Raw genomic sequence first — 14,312 nt, 5'->3', positions numbered from 1 at the left:
GTAGCGTGCCCGTGGAGGGCTCACCCGCCCAGCACCACACACCAAAAGAAGAGGGCTAAAAACAAAAAACGGGAGCCCAAAGGCTCCCGCTTCATAACAAACCAAAAAAGCTGAACGTCAGCTACCAGACAACGACTGATCCGAAGGATCAATCTCCATCTGCTGAATCGCAATCACCGCCTGGGTCCGATTCCGAACCCCAAGCTTCCGGAACACCGCCGTAATATGCGCCTTGATCGTCGCCTCCGACACATCCAGATCATACGCAATCTGCTTGTTCAGAAGCCCCTCGGCCAACATACCCAGCACCCGGAACTGCTGCGGCGTCAACGACGCCAGCTTCTCGGAAAAATCCGTCATATCCGAATGCATCTGCTCAATCTTGTCCGCCACACCCTCCGGCAACCAGACATCCCCTTCCAGGACCGCCTGGATCGCCTCGGTAATGGTCGGCAACGGCGCCGACTTCGGAATGAAGCCGGACGCCCCGTAGTCGATCGAGCGACGCATCACCTGCAATTCCTCCGATCCTGACACAACCACTACCGGCAACCCGGGATACTGCCCGCGCATGAACACCAGCCCGGAGAAGCCGTGGGCACCCGGCATATTGAGATCCAGCAACACCAGATCCGCATCCGGATGCGACTCCACCGCCGCCTGCAGTGCCTTGATGCTGTCGACCTCGACTGTTTTGGCATCAGGTACCGCCTGACTGACCGCCTGCTTCAAAGCTGCACGAAACAGCGGGTGATCATCGGCGACGATAATTGTTTGTGTCATTCAACAGATTCCTCACAGATACACGGCCTGATAACAAGCAGGCCTTACTTGTTCGCACGACCGCTGATCAGGTCATCCACCACACCCGGATCCGCCAGTGTGGAAGTATCACCCAACTGATCATGCTCGTTTGACGCGATTTTACGCAAAATCCGGCGCATAATCTTGCCAGAACGTGTCTTGGGCAGTCCAGGTGCCCACTGGATCACATCCGGAGACGCGATCGGACCTATCTCCTTGCGCACCCACTGGACCAGCTCCTTCTTCAGATCGTCCGAAGGATCCTCACCGTGAACCAGGGTCACGTAGACATAGATGCCCTGCCCCTTGATCTCGTGAGGGTAGCCTACCACAGCCGCCTCGGCGACTTTATCGTGCGCGACCAGCGCGCTCTCCACCTCGGCGGTACCCAGACGGTGACCGGACACGTTCAGAACGTCGTCCACCCGACCGGTGATCCAGTAGTAGCCATCCTCATCACGACGGGCGCCGTCGCCGGTGAAATACATGCCCTTGTAAGTGCTGAAGTAGGTCTGCTTGAAACGCTCATGGTCGCCGTAGATGGTGCGCATCTGGCCGGGCCAGCTGTCCAGGATAACCAGGTTACCCTCAGTCTTGCCTTCCAGGATCTTGCCGTCATTATCCACCAGAGCCGGCTTCACACCGAAGAACGGCACGGTAGCCGAACCCGGCTTCAGGTCGACGGCGCCCGGCAACGGCGAAATCAGGATGCCACCGGTCTCGGTCTGCCACCAGGTATCCACAATCGGGCACTTGCTGTTACCAATCACCCGGTGATACCACTCCCAGGCTTCCGGGTTGATGGGCTCACCCACGGAGCCCAGCAGCCGCAGGCTGTCACGGGTAGTGCCGTTCATGCAGGATTCGCCTTCGGCCATCAGGGCACGGATGGCGGTAGGCGCGGTGTACAGGATGTTCACCTTGTGCTTATCGACCACCTGCCCCATGCGGGAGGTATCCGGATAGTTGGGCACACCCTCGAACAGAACCGTCGTGGCACCATTGGCGAGCGGGCCGTACAGGATATAACTGTGGCCGGTGACCCAGCCGAAGTCGGCGGTACACCAGTAAACGTCGCCATCGTGATAATCAAACACATACTGGTGGGTCATGGAGGTATAGACCATGTAGCCACCGGTGGTGTGCAGAACGCCCTTCGGTGCACCGGTAGAGCCGGAGGTGTACAGCATGAACAGCGGATCTTCCGCGTTCATCGGCTCCGCGGGGCAATCCGTTGAAGCGCTCTTCATAAGCTCTTCGTAGCTCTGGTCACGACCTTCTTTCCAGGGCACATCGCCACCGGTACGCTTGACCACAATCACCTTGTCGACATTGGCGCTGGCTTCATTGTTCAGTGCCGCGTCCACGTTCTTTTTCAGCGGAATCTTGCGACCGCCGCGGACACCTTCGTCGGCGGTGACCACAAAACGGGAATTACCGTTGGCGATACGGGCGCCGAGGGCTTCCGGTGAGAAACCGCCAAAGACGACGGAGTGGATCGCACCGATGCGGGCACAGGCCAGCATGGCAACGCCCGTTTCAACAATCATCGGCATGTAGATGGTGACCACATCACCCTTTTTCACACCCTGAGCTTTCAGGACGTTGGCGAACTTGCAGGTTTCTTCATACAGCTCGCGATAGGTCACGTTGCGGGAATCGGCGGGGTCGTCACCTTCGAAAATAATGGCGGTCTGATCGCCGCGCTTTTCCAGATGCCGATCCAGGCAGTTGGCGGCAGCGTTCAGCTCACCGTCTTCAAACCATTTGATGGAGAGGTTGTCGTAGTCGTAGGTGGTATTCTTGACCCTGGAAAACGGCTTGATCCATTCGAGACGCTTACCGTGCTCGCTCCAGAACGCATCCGGATCCTCGATGGATTGCCGATACATCTCTTCGTACTGATCACGGTTCAGCAGCGCATGTTTCGCCACCTCCGGACTTACCGGATAAACGTGTTTCTCAGTCATTGTGCTCCCCCTATAGTTTAGAGTCTGCTGTCATTATCGGTTTTGTAAAACAGAGCTTGGCGGGCGCCTTGGCCCGGAAGACGGATAGCTGTAGTTCAACATGTGTGCCACCACACAATGAATTAGACTAACGTCCTAATGTTCCTGAACTTTTCTACGAGAAAGCAGCCAAATCCATATGAAAACAACGGGTAATCACGTTATGTGAGAGTCTGAGTAAAAGGATAGCCCTGTCGCAATGAACCGCAAGGTATGGAGACGGGAATCAACGGGGAGACAAAGGAACGGAAATGCCCGGCCGGCAGGCCGGGCACCCCACTGGCCATCAGGCGGCCTTTTTACGCGCTTTCGCACTGCGCAGACTATACAACTTGCGTTCCTTCAGGGCGTACTGGTTCAAGCCGGCCAGATGGATTTTGCGCAAATAGACTGACCAGTCGATCCGGCGTGCGTCTACCGGGAACAGCGCCTGGTCCTGCTCTCCCATTCGGGAAGCTAGAGCCTGCAGCTCATCATTGCGGAAAATGTAATCCGGAGCCGTGTAGAAACCAAAGATGGTCGCCAGGGACCGGCTGGTATCCAGGTTCCGCAGCATCTTCAGTTCACCGTTCTGCCCCAACATTCTCATGATCCGCGCGGTAACACTCAGCGGTACCCGCACTCCACCAACCACCGCATCGAACAGCTTGCGGTTCACCGCGATGAATGGCTTGGTCGGCTGGCGATAGAACAGCTGATCATAGGCAGCGTAATTGGCCTTGGATTCCGCCATCAGATGGTCAATGAACTCACCCAGGGAAATCGGATTGCTGCTGCCGCTACAGCACTGGTAAACCCGGCGCTGCGGCGACTCAGAGAGGGCTTCCGCCAGAGACAGAATAATGGCGTTGGCTACCATATCAACGGGAATCACGTCGATGACGCCGCTGCGCTTGCCAGGGAAGAGCGTCACCTTCTCACGGGCGTAGGCGAGGATAATGGCGTCCGCCACTTTGACCCCTTCAATCCAGCCCGGAGCGGGTTCTTCCAGGGCGCTTTCGATGATAGACGGTCTGACGATAGTCAGCGCACGCTTATCCAGCGCCTTCATCAGCAGTTGCTCACCCAGCCACTTGGTGAAAGTATAGGTATCGCTCCAGCCGTAGTGGTTGGCTTCCTGAATACCGAGATCAACCAGTTTCTTTTCCAGAACCTTGCCGGAGTATCGGGAACGGACGTCGGCAATCTTGTCTTCCAGGAGCCTGACCAGTTCCTCTATCTCATAGTAACCGGAGGTGCTGCGGGGAACGCTTTCACCCGCGGGTTTGATCACCGACTCGGTCACCTGGCCGGAGTTCTTGCCATTCACGTAGCAGGTGGACACCTGGATAACCGCCATGCTGCGGTTTTTCCGGGCCAGCTCTACCACATTGTTCAGACACAAGGTGTTGATAGTCAGGGCCTTGTCCAGCTCTTCGCGGAAATTCACGCTCGCAGCAGAGTTAATGAACGCATCCGTGCGGCTGGCCAGCGCGCTGAAACGCTCCGGCGTCAATCCGAACCCAGGCTTCGTGACTTCACCGGTAATGCAGTGGATCCGTTCATCGATGAAGGTCTCGAAGGCATCGTTATCCTCCTGCCTCAACCTTTCAAAAACCGAGGAGGTGGCAATTTCGTGAAGGAAACGCTCACGGGCATTCGGATGCCGCTTGTTTCCCCGGATCAGCAGATGTATTCCGCCGATATCGGGAACTGCTCGAATAAGTTTTTCCAGAACAACCTTACCCAGGAAGCCGGTTGTACCCGTTACCAGAACGTGCTTTCCCCGCAGTTGTTCCAGAACTGTGGAGGATGACTCTGATGTTTGAAGCTGCTGTACCATTCCGAGAACTCCTTCTCATAAATAATCTGTGGCCACGAATGCTTCTCTCCTGACGACCTGCCGCCCCACTGTGGAAATAAAGGGGGCACTGGAATAGCCGCTGCATTATGCGGGCCACTATCCGAAAGAACGCGGTTAATGTTTGCACGACTTCGATGACGGTGCGATGACACAAAGCAAATTTACGCTACAAAAAGATACAATCAAATGAAAAAAGCTTTAGGTACGGGTATCCCGCAACAGAGAGGAGAATCGGCTCAGGAACGATCTTTGTCAGCCGCCGCCATTGAGCGCAACAACTGATCCAGGGAAATATCGGAAGGCTGTTCCCTGAGCGCCTTAACCAACTGATCCTGCTCGCCAAAACGCCAACGGTCGTAAAATGGCGCCGATGATTCGGGAACCCGGTCAGATACCGGTTCGACGTTTTCCGAAAGGGACGCTATCTGGTCCGCCAGGTGGCGCAGATGTACCGCGAGATGCCTGCGCTGTTTTCCAGGCAGTTTCTCCCACTCAAGAGAGGCCAAACCAGTCTGGATGATTTCGACAGTAGTGTCATCCACGGTGCGCCCTAATAGTGCAAATATACGGTTGAATGCCTCATATCGCAGCAGCGCGGCATCTTTCTCACGCGCCAGCAACTCATCCAACTCTTCCACCAGCTTAGCACTTCTGTCCCTGGCACTGGCAGGAGATTCAGCAGTATTATTGGCTTCCGGCTGCACCGTCTGCTGCGTGTTACTCCTGCGGGAAACCTCATGCCAGTATGCGGCAATACCCGCCTTCCGCGGCCTTACCTGACCAAGGCGCAGAGTCAGCATATCCGCAAGGGTCCGGAACTGCCGGCAAGACGGGTCCGAAGAGGGCATCAGCGCCACCGGCCGCTGGTTCAACACAGACTGCCGCAGGGTTTCATCCCGCCACACTGCTCCTAGATAGTGGAGCGAAAGCCCCAGATGACGTTGTGCCGCGGACTCCAGACGCTGGAACACAGAGCGGGCCTGACTGGCTCCCTGGGCCATATTCACGAGCACGCTGGGCACCCGTTTATAGCCACGGCGCTGGAGCACCTTGATCAGGGAGAAGGCATCGGTCAACGACGCCGGATCGGGGGTGACCACAACGCAGGCCAATTCAGACGCCGCGATCATATGAAGACCGACAGCCTGCAGACCCGCGGCAGTGTCGGTAATGACATAGTCGTACCGGTTTTCCAGCCGGTGTATGGCTTTGAGGATATCCAGGCTGGCCCCGGCATCCAATTCAAGACATTCCTGGACGCCAGAAGCGCCGGGGACAATGTGCAGGCCATGGTCCACCGCCATGATAACGTCGCCCAGGGAGCATTCACCGGCAATCACATTGGCCAGAGTCTTGCGGGGATATTGCCCCAGCATAATGCTGACATTCGCCAGATCCGTGTCACCGTCCAGCAGCAGGACACGGTTGCCTTCCCTCGCAAGGGTCAGCCCGAGGTTCAGCGCCACGGACGTTTTCCCCACCCCGCCCTTGCCGCCGGTAATGGCGACCGTTCGGGGTTGGTTCGTTTTGTGCCTTGCACGCGAAGTAGCCGTCATCGCCAGTTTTGGGTGTCCATGAATGCAGGGGAAAAGCCATCACAACCTGTCTGAATTCTACACATATCACAAACTGGTGAACATAACGTTCAAAATTTCAGCAATAACAGTTTAATAAATCCACGTTATTGTCTAAGCTCTTGACGGACAACAATAATGAACATGTCGTCAGAGTATGCCGACACCAGGCGCTCACAGGTAGCCCATGCAAATTGCCCCTGACATCCAGTTACCAAGTCTTCCGGAGGTTACCCTGCGGGCGCTGGAATCCTGCCGCCAGGACGACAGTTATCGCAAGATCAGTGATATCGTCTCCACCGATACCGCCTTGGTTACCCGGGTGTTGGCGCTTGCCAATTCCGCACTTTACGGTCCTGCCACCAGGATTCGCTCGATAGAGCAGGCCCTGATGCGGCTTGGCACTCATCGCTTCCATACACTGTTAATGACCGCTGCCCTCCGTCAGATGCTGTTCGAGCTGGGCGCGGACCAGTGGCAGCAGCTGCGGGATTTCTGGCGGCACTCCCTGACCACGGCGCTGACGGCACGGGCACTGGCCACCCTCACCCGCTACCCCGAACCTGACCAGGCATTCATGCTGGGCATGCTCCACAACGTCGGCGCACTTGTTGCCCTGAAAACACCGCCCGGAAACACCCGCCAGTACTATCTCAACCATCATGCAGACATTGCAGTGGCACTGGTCAGATCCTGGGGCCTCGGCAGCATGGCGGAAGACGCCATGCGCTACCAGCAGGCCCTGCCTTCGGAAATCCGGGATGCCGGGCACCTGGTCAAACTGATCAGTCTCGCAACCCGGCTGGCGCTGTCCGACGCAGCCGGTATCACCGCCGCTGGCACGGTATTCGGATTGGGTGAGGAGCTGACCCGGGAAATTAACCGCCGCATCGACCGGGAAGTCTCCGGCGTCGCGGAATCCCTCGGCATTTCCCTGAACGACGAATACAATGCCACCGCGGCTCAGCGTCGGTTGAAGCACGCTGTTCTTGAGCAGGCCATGACCAGCCATGCCCTGAACCTGTCCTCCGTCAAGGGCATCCCGGAGAGCGCAATGGCCGAAACCGTCGACAGCCTGACCCTGATCACCGGCCTGCAGGCACTGTGCTTTGGTCGCGAGGATGACGGGCTGACGCTGCTATCCGGAACCATCGGTGACATTCCAAACCTGAGCGTCGCCAGCGACCCGGCTGCCAGCGTCCTGACCGAGGCCTTTACCCGGCAGACAGCCGTGCACCTGGGGCAGCGAAATCAAACGGTTCTGGACCGGCAACTGCTGTCATTACTGCACACACCCTCGCTGCTTGCCATTCCCATTATCGTGGGAAACAGTTGCCCCGGCGTGTTTGTCCTGGGCACGGACGAAACAAACGCGGCCTCGACCGAAAATATGGCGACGCTTTTCACGGCCGAACTGGCAAAATCCATGGCCTGCACAGAAACCGCGCCACCCCGCATCGACGCCCGGGATGACCAGCTGGAGGCGGAACTTGCCCAACAGTCATTGCGTCGGCAGATTCATGAAGTCAGCAATCCACTGACCATTGTTCGTCAGTATATCCACCAGCTTCGTCACCGACTCGACGACGCCGGCGTGCAAAACGAGCTGGACGTTATCCGGGAGGAACTGGACCGGGCCGGAGACCTGTTGCTGCGGATCAGTCGCCCGGAAACGACCGGGGATGCTGACGAAACCACCAGCGCGACCCTGAATCATGAGATTCACGCTCTCAAGGAACTTCTGGAAGACGGACTGTTCGCCGAGGACAACAAACGACTCACGATCTCACTGTGCAGGGAAAACACCGAGGTGACAGCCTCGCCATCGGCAATCCGACAGATCCTCATCAACCTAACTCGCAATGCCGCCGAATGTCTGGCCGAGGGGGGCAAGGTTACCATCAGAACATCAGCCCCCGTCTGGCAGAATGGCCAGACCTGGGTTGAACTTGAAATTTCCGACAACGGTGGCGGCATTCCTGAACCTATCCGGAACACGCTGTTTTCACCGGTAATAACCAGTAAGGGAAAAGGCCACAGTGGACTGGGCCTGAGCATTGTCAAACAGCTCATCGACGACATGGAGGGCAGCATCGCTTGCCGCACGGGGAATGAAGGCACGGTCTTCAGGATGCTATTACCCGCGGCAGGCAACCAGAAGAACGATAACGATTGAAGAATAACAGGCAAACACCAATGACACCTGCTCACTCCGAACAGCCCTTCAGCGACCGGTTACCGGCACGGGTTCTCGTGGTTGATGACGAGCCGAGGCTGCTGGCCAGCCTCGGCTCCCTGCTTCGCAGCCAGGAATACGACGTTACCGAAGCAGACGATGGTCACAGCGCGTGCCAGTTGATCGACGGCCAGACATTTGACCTTGCGATGCTGGATTTGCGCATGCCCGGACTGGACGGGTTCGACGTCATGAGGCACATCGCTGCCCGACAACCGGATTGCGGCATTGTCGTGGTCAGTGGCGAGAGTTCCTTCGACTCAGTGAGCCGCGCCCTGCGCCGGGGAGCGCTGGACTACATCCGCAAGCCATTTGATCCCGACGAGTTGCTGGCCACCGTTGGCAGCGTACTGGAAAAGCAGGCCCTGCTTCGGGCCCACGAACACATTCGCGGACGCCTCGAAAAATCCGAAGCGCTGCACCGCTATATCGTCAACAGTTCTCCGGACATCGTTTTCATGCTGGACGGCGACGGTCACTTCTGTTTCGTGAACAACAAGATCGAGAGCATGCTCGGATACCAGCCGCAGGAGCTGCGCGGTCGCCATTTCCGCCACATACTCGACGACCGGGACGTGGCCCGGGGCACCTACGCTCTCAATGCCCCGAATATATCCGCAGACAATCCCCGCACCCTGGAAATTCGCCTGAAAACCCGGGGCAGCCGTCGCGCCAACCGCCACTTTGAAATCACCGCCTTCCCGATTGACCCGGAAACCTGGCCCCAGGCCGGTGGCGACAAACAGGGTAAATGCCGGGAGGCCCGCTATTACGGTACCGCCCGGGATGTCACGGAGCGCAAGGAAGCGGAAGCGTTTATCAACTTCCAGGCCTACCATGACCTGCTGACACGCCTACCCAACCGCGCCCTGTTCAAGGACCGGCTGGAACTGGCTATTACCCACGCCCGGCGGGGGAACCAGAAGCTGGCGGTGATGTTCCTGGACCTTGATCGTTTCAAGGTGATCAACGACACCCTCGGCCACGCCATGGGAGACCGACTGCTGCAGGCGGTTACCCATCGCCTGGAGCGCTGCCTGCGCAAGGGCGATACCTTGTCGCGGTTTGGCGGGGACGAGTTCACGCTATTACTGCCGTCCATCCACAGCCACGAGGATGCGCGCCAGATTGCGAAGAAACTGATCAAAGCCCTGCGCTCCCCGTTTCAACTGGGCGAACACGAGGTATTTGTCGGCGTCAGCATTGGCATTTCCATCTTCCCGGAAGCCGGGGAAACCATGGATAACCTGATCCAGAACGCGGATATAGCCATGTACCACGTCAAGGCCAAAGGCAAGGACGGCTATCGCTTCTATTCCGAAAGCATGAGCATTGACTCGGCAAACCGACTCGGCCTCGAGCGTGACCTGCGACTGGCCCTGGAGAGGGACGAACTGCGGGTGTTCTACCAGCCCCAGGTCTGTTCAGACAGCAACCGCGTGATCGGCCTGGAAGCCCTGGTGCGATGGCAGCATCCGAAACGCGGCCTGCTCTATCCTCGGGATTTCCTGCCCCTCGCCGAAGAGACCAGGCTGATCTCCCAGGTCAGCGAACGGGTCATGGATCAGGCCTTTCGGGATGTTGGCAACTGGATCCGGTCAGGCCACCGTGACCTGCGACTGGCGGTGAATCTCTCTCCGATCCAGGTCGAACACCCGAAGTTTGTGGACACCCTGATGAACCAGGTCCACGCCAGCGGGTTCCCGCCACAGAACCTGGAAATCGAGATTACCGAAAACCTGATCATGAACGACCTGGAGCAGATCAGCCAGAAATTGCGGGAGCTGGCGGATTTCGGTGTTCGCATCGCGATTGACGACTTTGGCACCGGCTACTCGTCCCTCAACTACATCCACCGCCTGCCAATCCACACCCTCAAAGTGGATCAATCGTTCGTCAAAGCCATACGCAGCGGCGAAGACGGCGCCTGTATCGTCAACGCCATCATTGCCATGGCCCACGGCCTGAAACTGGACATCGTGGCGGAAGGCGTTGAGACGAACGAACAACTGGCCTACCTGAAGCAGCTCGGCTGCCACCAGATCCAGGGGTTTATCCATGGTGCGGCAAGGCCCGCTGAAGTAATCGGGAAGTCCCTGAATCGTCTACCTGCCAAGGCGACCGTTCTCTGACTGCCGCCTGACTCAACCACCTGTTCCGTTCGCTCGCCATACAATTGTCTGACATTCCTATTATAAATGTTGACTTGGTTTGCAAAGCGTTTCACTACGTTACTTTATGTATCTGGAAATGCGCGGTGCTGCACATAATTCCCCCTACCTCTTCCCTAGAGTGAGATTCACAAGGCGTTGTCACCGGAAAGCCGACAGGCAGTCGAGCCAACAATCACAAAAACGGTGACAGCATCCACAGGATCCGGACAGGCAGCAGTGATCATGCGCGACAAGTACAAATACATCGGCCCCGTTTACGATTTCCTCAGCAACCTATACAGCGGCAAGAACATTCACCGGTGCAAGACAGCCATGCTGGACGTGGAGACCGTAGGCCCCGGATCACGCGTTCTGTTTGCTGGGGTGGGCCACGGGCGGGACGCCATCAGGGCCGCGGAACTCGGCGCCGACGTAACGGTGGTTGACCTGTCCGAAACCATGCTGCGCAAATTCGGGGAAGCCCAGGAGAAAGAAGCCCCCCACCTGAGCATTCGCCGCATCCACAGCGACATTATGGAGGTCGGGGAGTTCGGGCAATACGACATGGTCGTTGCCAACTTCTTTCTCAACGTGTTTGACGAGGACATGATGGTGCAGGTGCTGGAGCACCTGATTCGACTGGGCAAGGCAGACGCCAAGGTGGTGGTGGGAGATTTCTGTTACCCCACCGGCAACCTCGTCGCGCGGCTGTTCAAGAAAATGTACTGGTACATGGCCGTCTTCATCTTCTGGCTGTTCGCCAACAACGCTTTCCACAAGATCTACAACTACCCCGAGCACATGCAGCGCCTCGGTCTTGAAGTCACCGAGAAGAAGCACTTCAAACTGCTGAACATGAACTGCTACTGGTCGATCCTGGGTCAGAAACAGGCGCAGTAGCGGGCCCTCAGAACACTCTCTGAACAAGAACAAACCGGGGGAGCATTCACATGTCAGACCAGATTCTTGCACTCGATGATATTCGTTCGCTGGACGAAGGCGCCTTCAGCTTCTCAGAACGGGTGGGCTATCTGAAAAAATACGGCGGTCATTCCCAGTCTTTTTCCACCCTGCAGCCGGGCATGAAGTATTACGACGTGGCCGGTGTCGGCTACATCGCCTACATGCGCAAATGGGGCGGTACGTTTGTCTTGTCGGACCCTGTCTGCGCCCCGGAACATTTTGCCCTCATTCTGGAACGGTTCCACAGTCGCTTTCCGAATGCCTGTTACATTCAGGTCTCCAAGCCGGTGGTGGACTTCCTGCATTTACGTTTCGGGTTGTTTGGCACCCAGTTCGGCAGTGAGTCCCGCATTGACCTGAAACACTGGACCCTGAGCGGGAAGAAAAAGCAGGTCCTGCGTACCGCCCTGAACCAGGCGAAAAAAAACGGGATCACCGTGAAAGAGCGCTTCAGCGACGACCATACCCGGGAAATCTCGGACGCCTGGATCCGCACCCGCAAGTGCAAAAGCAAGGAGATCCGGTTCCTGATTCGTCCCATGGAAATGGATTACCGGGAAAATGAGCGTCACTTCTATGCCTACCAGGACGGCAAGGCGGTGGGCTTTATCTACTTTGATCCGGTTTACCGCAACAATGACATCGTCAGCTATGTGCCCAATATTTCCCGGGCCAACGCCGATTTCAGACAGGGTATCTTTTATACACTGATGGCCCACGCCATGGAGGTGTTCAGGTCGGAAGGTGTGCCCTACCTGGATCTCGGGCTGATTCCGCTGTCGCTGGCCCCGGCTACCGAGCCTCAGGAAAGCCGGTTGCTCAAGCGCTTACTTCATGGCCTCTATGAACGCGGAAATTTCCTGTACAACTTCAAAGGGCTGGAATTCACCAAATCCCGCTTTCGCGGTGATAATTTCAAGACCTACTGCTGCCACCGCAAAACCATCCCGGCACTGGAATTCCTGGCCATGTTCAAGCTGACCCGGCTGTTGTAACCCCTTCATCACCGGGCCAGTGGCCCCGGATGTTATCCGGGGCCAACCCTGACCGTTCCATGTAATGCCTCAACCCGTCGGGCACTTCCCCGGAAAACAGAGCTGCGCATACCGCCCCCCCGGGCAGCGTTGACGGGGGCAAGGACACGCCCTGTTGACTCAGGAGCCACTCGGTGCGACGGGCAATGGCATCTCCGGAATCCACCCAGAAACGCACCTCCGGCAGGCATGCCTGGAGCTGGTCGCGAATCAGAGGGTAATGGGTGCAGCCCAGAACCACCGTGTCGACACCGGTTTCCCGGAACGGCTGCAAGGCTTCCCACAGCGCCTGTTGCGGCAGGTCGTGCCCGATGACGGTGTTTTCAATCCAGCGCACCAACTGCGGATGGCCGATGCGCTCAATCCGGCAATCAGCGGCAAATTCCTGAATCAATTCGTCCAGATAGGGGCGGCGGATAGTCGCCGGAGTCGCCAGGATGCCGATATGGCGGTTCAGACTGCACGCTGCCGCCGGTTTCACTGCCGGTACAACGCCCACCACGGGCACGGATGTCATTGCGCGCAGATTCGGCAGCACCACCGTACTGGCGGTATTACAGGCCACCACGATAACGTCACAGGGATACATCCGCAGTGCCCCGGAAATCAATTCCCGGCAACGCCGGATAACCACTGGTTCGGGCTGGTCACCGTAGGGAAAACCGGCGTTATCCGCGACATACACCTGCTCGGCGTATGGCAGGCGCTGCCGGATACAGGCAGACACACTGAGACCACCAATACCGGAATCAAACACCAGAATACGGGGTACCGTCACACTACCCATCCTGCCAGTTTCATCGACCTTGCCATTCCCGCTCCAGCTCATGCGCCATCTCCCGGATCAACCGCCCGGCGATGGTGGTTGTCGGCGGCACCGGCGGTAAATCGTTGGGGATAAACCAGTCAGCGTCTGCCAGCTCATCCTCCTGGAGCACCAGATCGCCACCGCTGTAATCGGCGAAAAAGCCAACCATCAACTGGTGCGGGAAGGGCCAGGGTTGGGACGAACGATAGCGGATATTGGTCACATCCAGGCCGGTTTCTTCCTTTACTTCGCGGACAACCGCCTCTTCCAGGTTCTCTCCGGGCTCCACAAAACCGGCAATCAGACTGTAAAAGTGCCGTTTGACCCGGGACGATCGGGCCAAAAGCATACGATTTTCCCGGCAAATAACCACGATGACGCAGGGAGCAACCCGTGGATACCAGGGAATACCACAGGACTCACACCACTTTGCCCGCTCCAGTGGATGGAGCCCGGTGACGCCACCACAACGACCACAAAAACGATGATCCCGCCACCACTGCCAGACCTGGAAACCGGTTCCCAGCATGTCCGCGGGAGCCTCTTCCATCATCAGGATCGCGTCCCTCAACGGAATCACTTCCATCGTCTCCGGTAACCGGTCGGCGGCCAGTTCAACCACGTAAAGCGGCTGGCCGCCCCACTGGCCAAGGTTTACCGGCACCAGATCACTTGCGGCGTATGGTTCCGCCTGGTGCCAGCGAGTCAGCCACTGACCGCCGGTCCTCACCACGTTCTGCCCGGTGATTGCCAGCACCGGATCACCCGGAGCGGGAGGCGTTGTTGTCCAGCCTGGCTGCCATGACGTCATAAACAGAACCTGAAACAATAATTGAAGGATTTAACGATCAGACGGTGATTCCTGTCAGCGGGAAATGTATCACACGG

The 14,312-nt window shown here is 57.5% G+C and carries 10 protein-coding genes; 4 read left to right on the top strand and 6 right to left on the bottom strand.

What is annotated here, in order from left to right; genetic code table 11:
• Positions 1 to 117: 117 nt before the first annotated feature.
• The 4 genes from ACJO5Y_RS09265 to ACJO5Y_RS09250 all read right to left on the bottom strand — a co-directional run bounded on the left by ACJO5Y_RS09265 (position 118) and on the right by ACJO5Y_RS09250 (position 6,212).
• Positions 118 to 783 carry a response regulator transcription factor gene (locus ACJO5Y_RS09265; protein WP_406986502.1) on the bottom strand — a complete coding sequence of 222 codons (666 nt, stop codon included), beginning with the start codon at positions 781 to 783 and terminating at the stop codon, positions 118 to 120.
• A 44-nt stretch (positions 784 to 827) separates the two neighbouring features.
• Complete coding sequence (gene acs, locus ACJO5Y_RS09260; RefSeq protein ID WP_406986500.1) at positions 828 to 2,774, bottom strand: acetate--CoA ligase; 1,947 nt, start codon at positions 2,772 to 2,774, stop codon at positions 828 to 830.
• A gap of 325 nt (positions 2,775 to 3,099) precedes the next feature.
• Positions 3,100 to 4,635, bottom strand: a complete 1,536-nt coding sequence (locus ACJO5Y_RS09255) for a fatty acyl-CoA reductase (RefSeq protein WP_406986498.1) — start codon at positions 4,633 to 4,635, stop codon at positions 3,100 to 3,102.
• A gap of 257 nt (positions 4,636 to 4,892) precedes the next feature.
• The gene (locus ACJO5Y_RS09250; protein WP_406986496.1) at positions 4,893 to 6,212 is read right to left on the bottom strand and encodes a MinD/ParA family ATP-binding protein; all 1,320 of its coding nucleotides are present in this window, start codon (positions 6,210 to 6,212) and stop codon (positions 4,893 to 4,895) included.
• Between the two features lie 205 nt (positions 6,213 to 6,417).
• Between ACJO5Y_RS09250 and ACJO5Y_RS09245 the strand changes: the two genes are divergently transcribed.
• The 4 genes from ACJO5Y_RS09245 (at position 6,418) to ACJO5Y_RS09230 (ending at position 12,577) form a co-directional block, all read left to right on the top strand.
• Complete coding sequence (locus tag ACJO5Y_RS09245; protein ID WP_406986494.1) at positions 6,418 to 8,406, top strand: HDOD domain-containing protein; 1,989 nt, start codon at positions 6,418 to 6,420, stop codon at positions 8,404 to 8,406.
• 20 nt (positions 8,407 to 8,426) lie between these two features.
• Positions 8,427 to 10,598, top strand: a complete 2,172-nt coding sequence (locus ACJO5Y_RS09240; protein ID WP_406986492.1) for a putative bifunctional diguanylate cyclase/phosphodiesterase — start codon at positions 8,427 to 8,429, stop codon at positions 10,596 to 10,598.
• A 264-nt stretch (positions 10,599 to 10,862) separates the two neighbouring features.
• Entirely contained in the window at positions 10,863 to 11,519 is a 657-nt protein-coding gene (locus ACJO5Y_RS09235; protein WP_406986489.1) for a class I SAM-dependent methyltransferase, read from the top strand.
• Between the two features lie 50 nt (positions 11,520 to 11,569).
• Positions 11,570 to 12,577: a DUF2156 domain-containing protein gene (locus ACJO5Y_RS09230; protein WP_406986487.1), complete on the top strand. Its 1,008-nt coding sequence runs from the start codon at positions 11,570 to 11,572 to the stop codon at positions 12,575 to 12,577.
• Here ACJO5Y_RS09230 and murI read toward each other — a convergent pair.
• Together murI and nudC are read right to left on the bottom strand one after the other, a co-directional pair.
• Complete coding sequence (murI, locus tag ACJO5Y_RS09225; protein ID WP_406986507.1) at positions 12,555 to 13,403, bottom strand: glutamate racemase; 849 nt, start codon at positions 13,401 to 13,403, stop codon at positions 12,555 to 12,557. The genes ACJO5Y_RS09230 and murI overlap by 23 nt on opposite strands.
• Positions 13,404 to 13,413: 10 nt before the next feature.
• Positions 13,414 to 14,235 (bottom strand): NAD(+) diphosphatase, encoded by an 822-nt coding sequence (gene nudC / locus ACJO5Y_RS09220; protein ID WP_406986485.1) that lies wholly within the window; start codon positions 14,233 to 14,235, stop codon positions 13,414 to 13,416.
• Between the last annotated feature and the right edge of the window lie 77 nt (positions 14,236 to 14,312).

This window comes from Marinobacter alkalisoli (assembly GCF_045449855.1).
Classification (GTDB): domain Bacteria; phylum Pseudomonadota; class Gammaproteobacteria; order Pseudomonadales; family Oleiphilaceae; genus Marinobacter.
The sequence above is the reverse complement of the archived record's forward strand: the minus strand, read 5'-3'. Positions and strand labels throughout refer to the sequence as shown.

Excerpts from the sequence above, each read along its gene's own strand:
- murI (WP_406986507.1), bottom strand. The coding sequence starts at position 13,403 with ATGGGTAGTGTGACGGTACCCCGTATTCTGGTGTTTGATTCCGGTATT.
- ACJO5Y_RS09265 (WP_406986502.1), bottom strand. The coding sequence starts at position 783 with ATGACACAAACAATTATCGTCGCCGATGATCACCCGCTGTTTCGTGCA.
- ACJO5Y_RS09250 (WP_406986496.1), bottom strand. The coding sequence starts at position 6,212 with ATGACGGCTACTTCGCGTGCAAGGCACAAAACGAACCAACCCCGAACG.
- ACJO5Y_RS09240 (WP_406986492.1), top strand. The coding sequence starts at position 8,427 with ATGACACCTGCTCACTCCGAACAGCCCTTCAGCGACCGGTTACCGGCA.
- acs (WP_406986500.1), bottom strand. The coding sequence starts at position 2,774 with ATGACTGAGAAACACGTTTATCCGGTAAGTCCGGAGGTGGCGAAACAT.
- nudC (WP_406986485.1), bottom strand. The coding sequence starts at position 14,235 with ATGACGTCATGGCAGCCAGGCTGGACAACAACGCCTCCCGCTCCGGGT.
- ACJO5Y_RS09230 (WP_406986487.1), top strand. The coding sequence starts at position 11,570 with ATGTCAGACCAGATTCTTGCACTCGATGATATTCGTTCGCTGGACGAA.
- ACJO5Y_RS09235 (WP_406986489.1), top strand. The coding sequence starts at position 10,863 with ATGCGCGACAAGTACAAATACATCGGCCCCGTTTACGATTTCCTCAGC.
- ACJO5Y_RS09245 (WP_406986494.1), top strand. The coding sequence starts at position 6,418 with ATGCAAATTGCCCCTGACATCCAGTTACCAAGTCTTCCGGAGGTTACC.
- ACJO5Y_RS09255 (WP_406986498.1), bottom strand. The coding sequence starts at position 4,635 with ATGGTACAGCAGCTTCAAACATCAGAGTCATCCTCCACAGTTCTGGAA.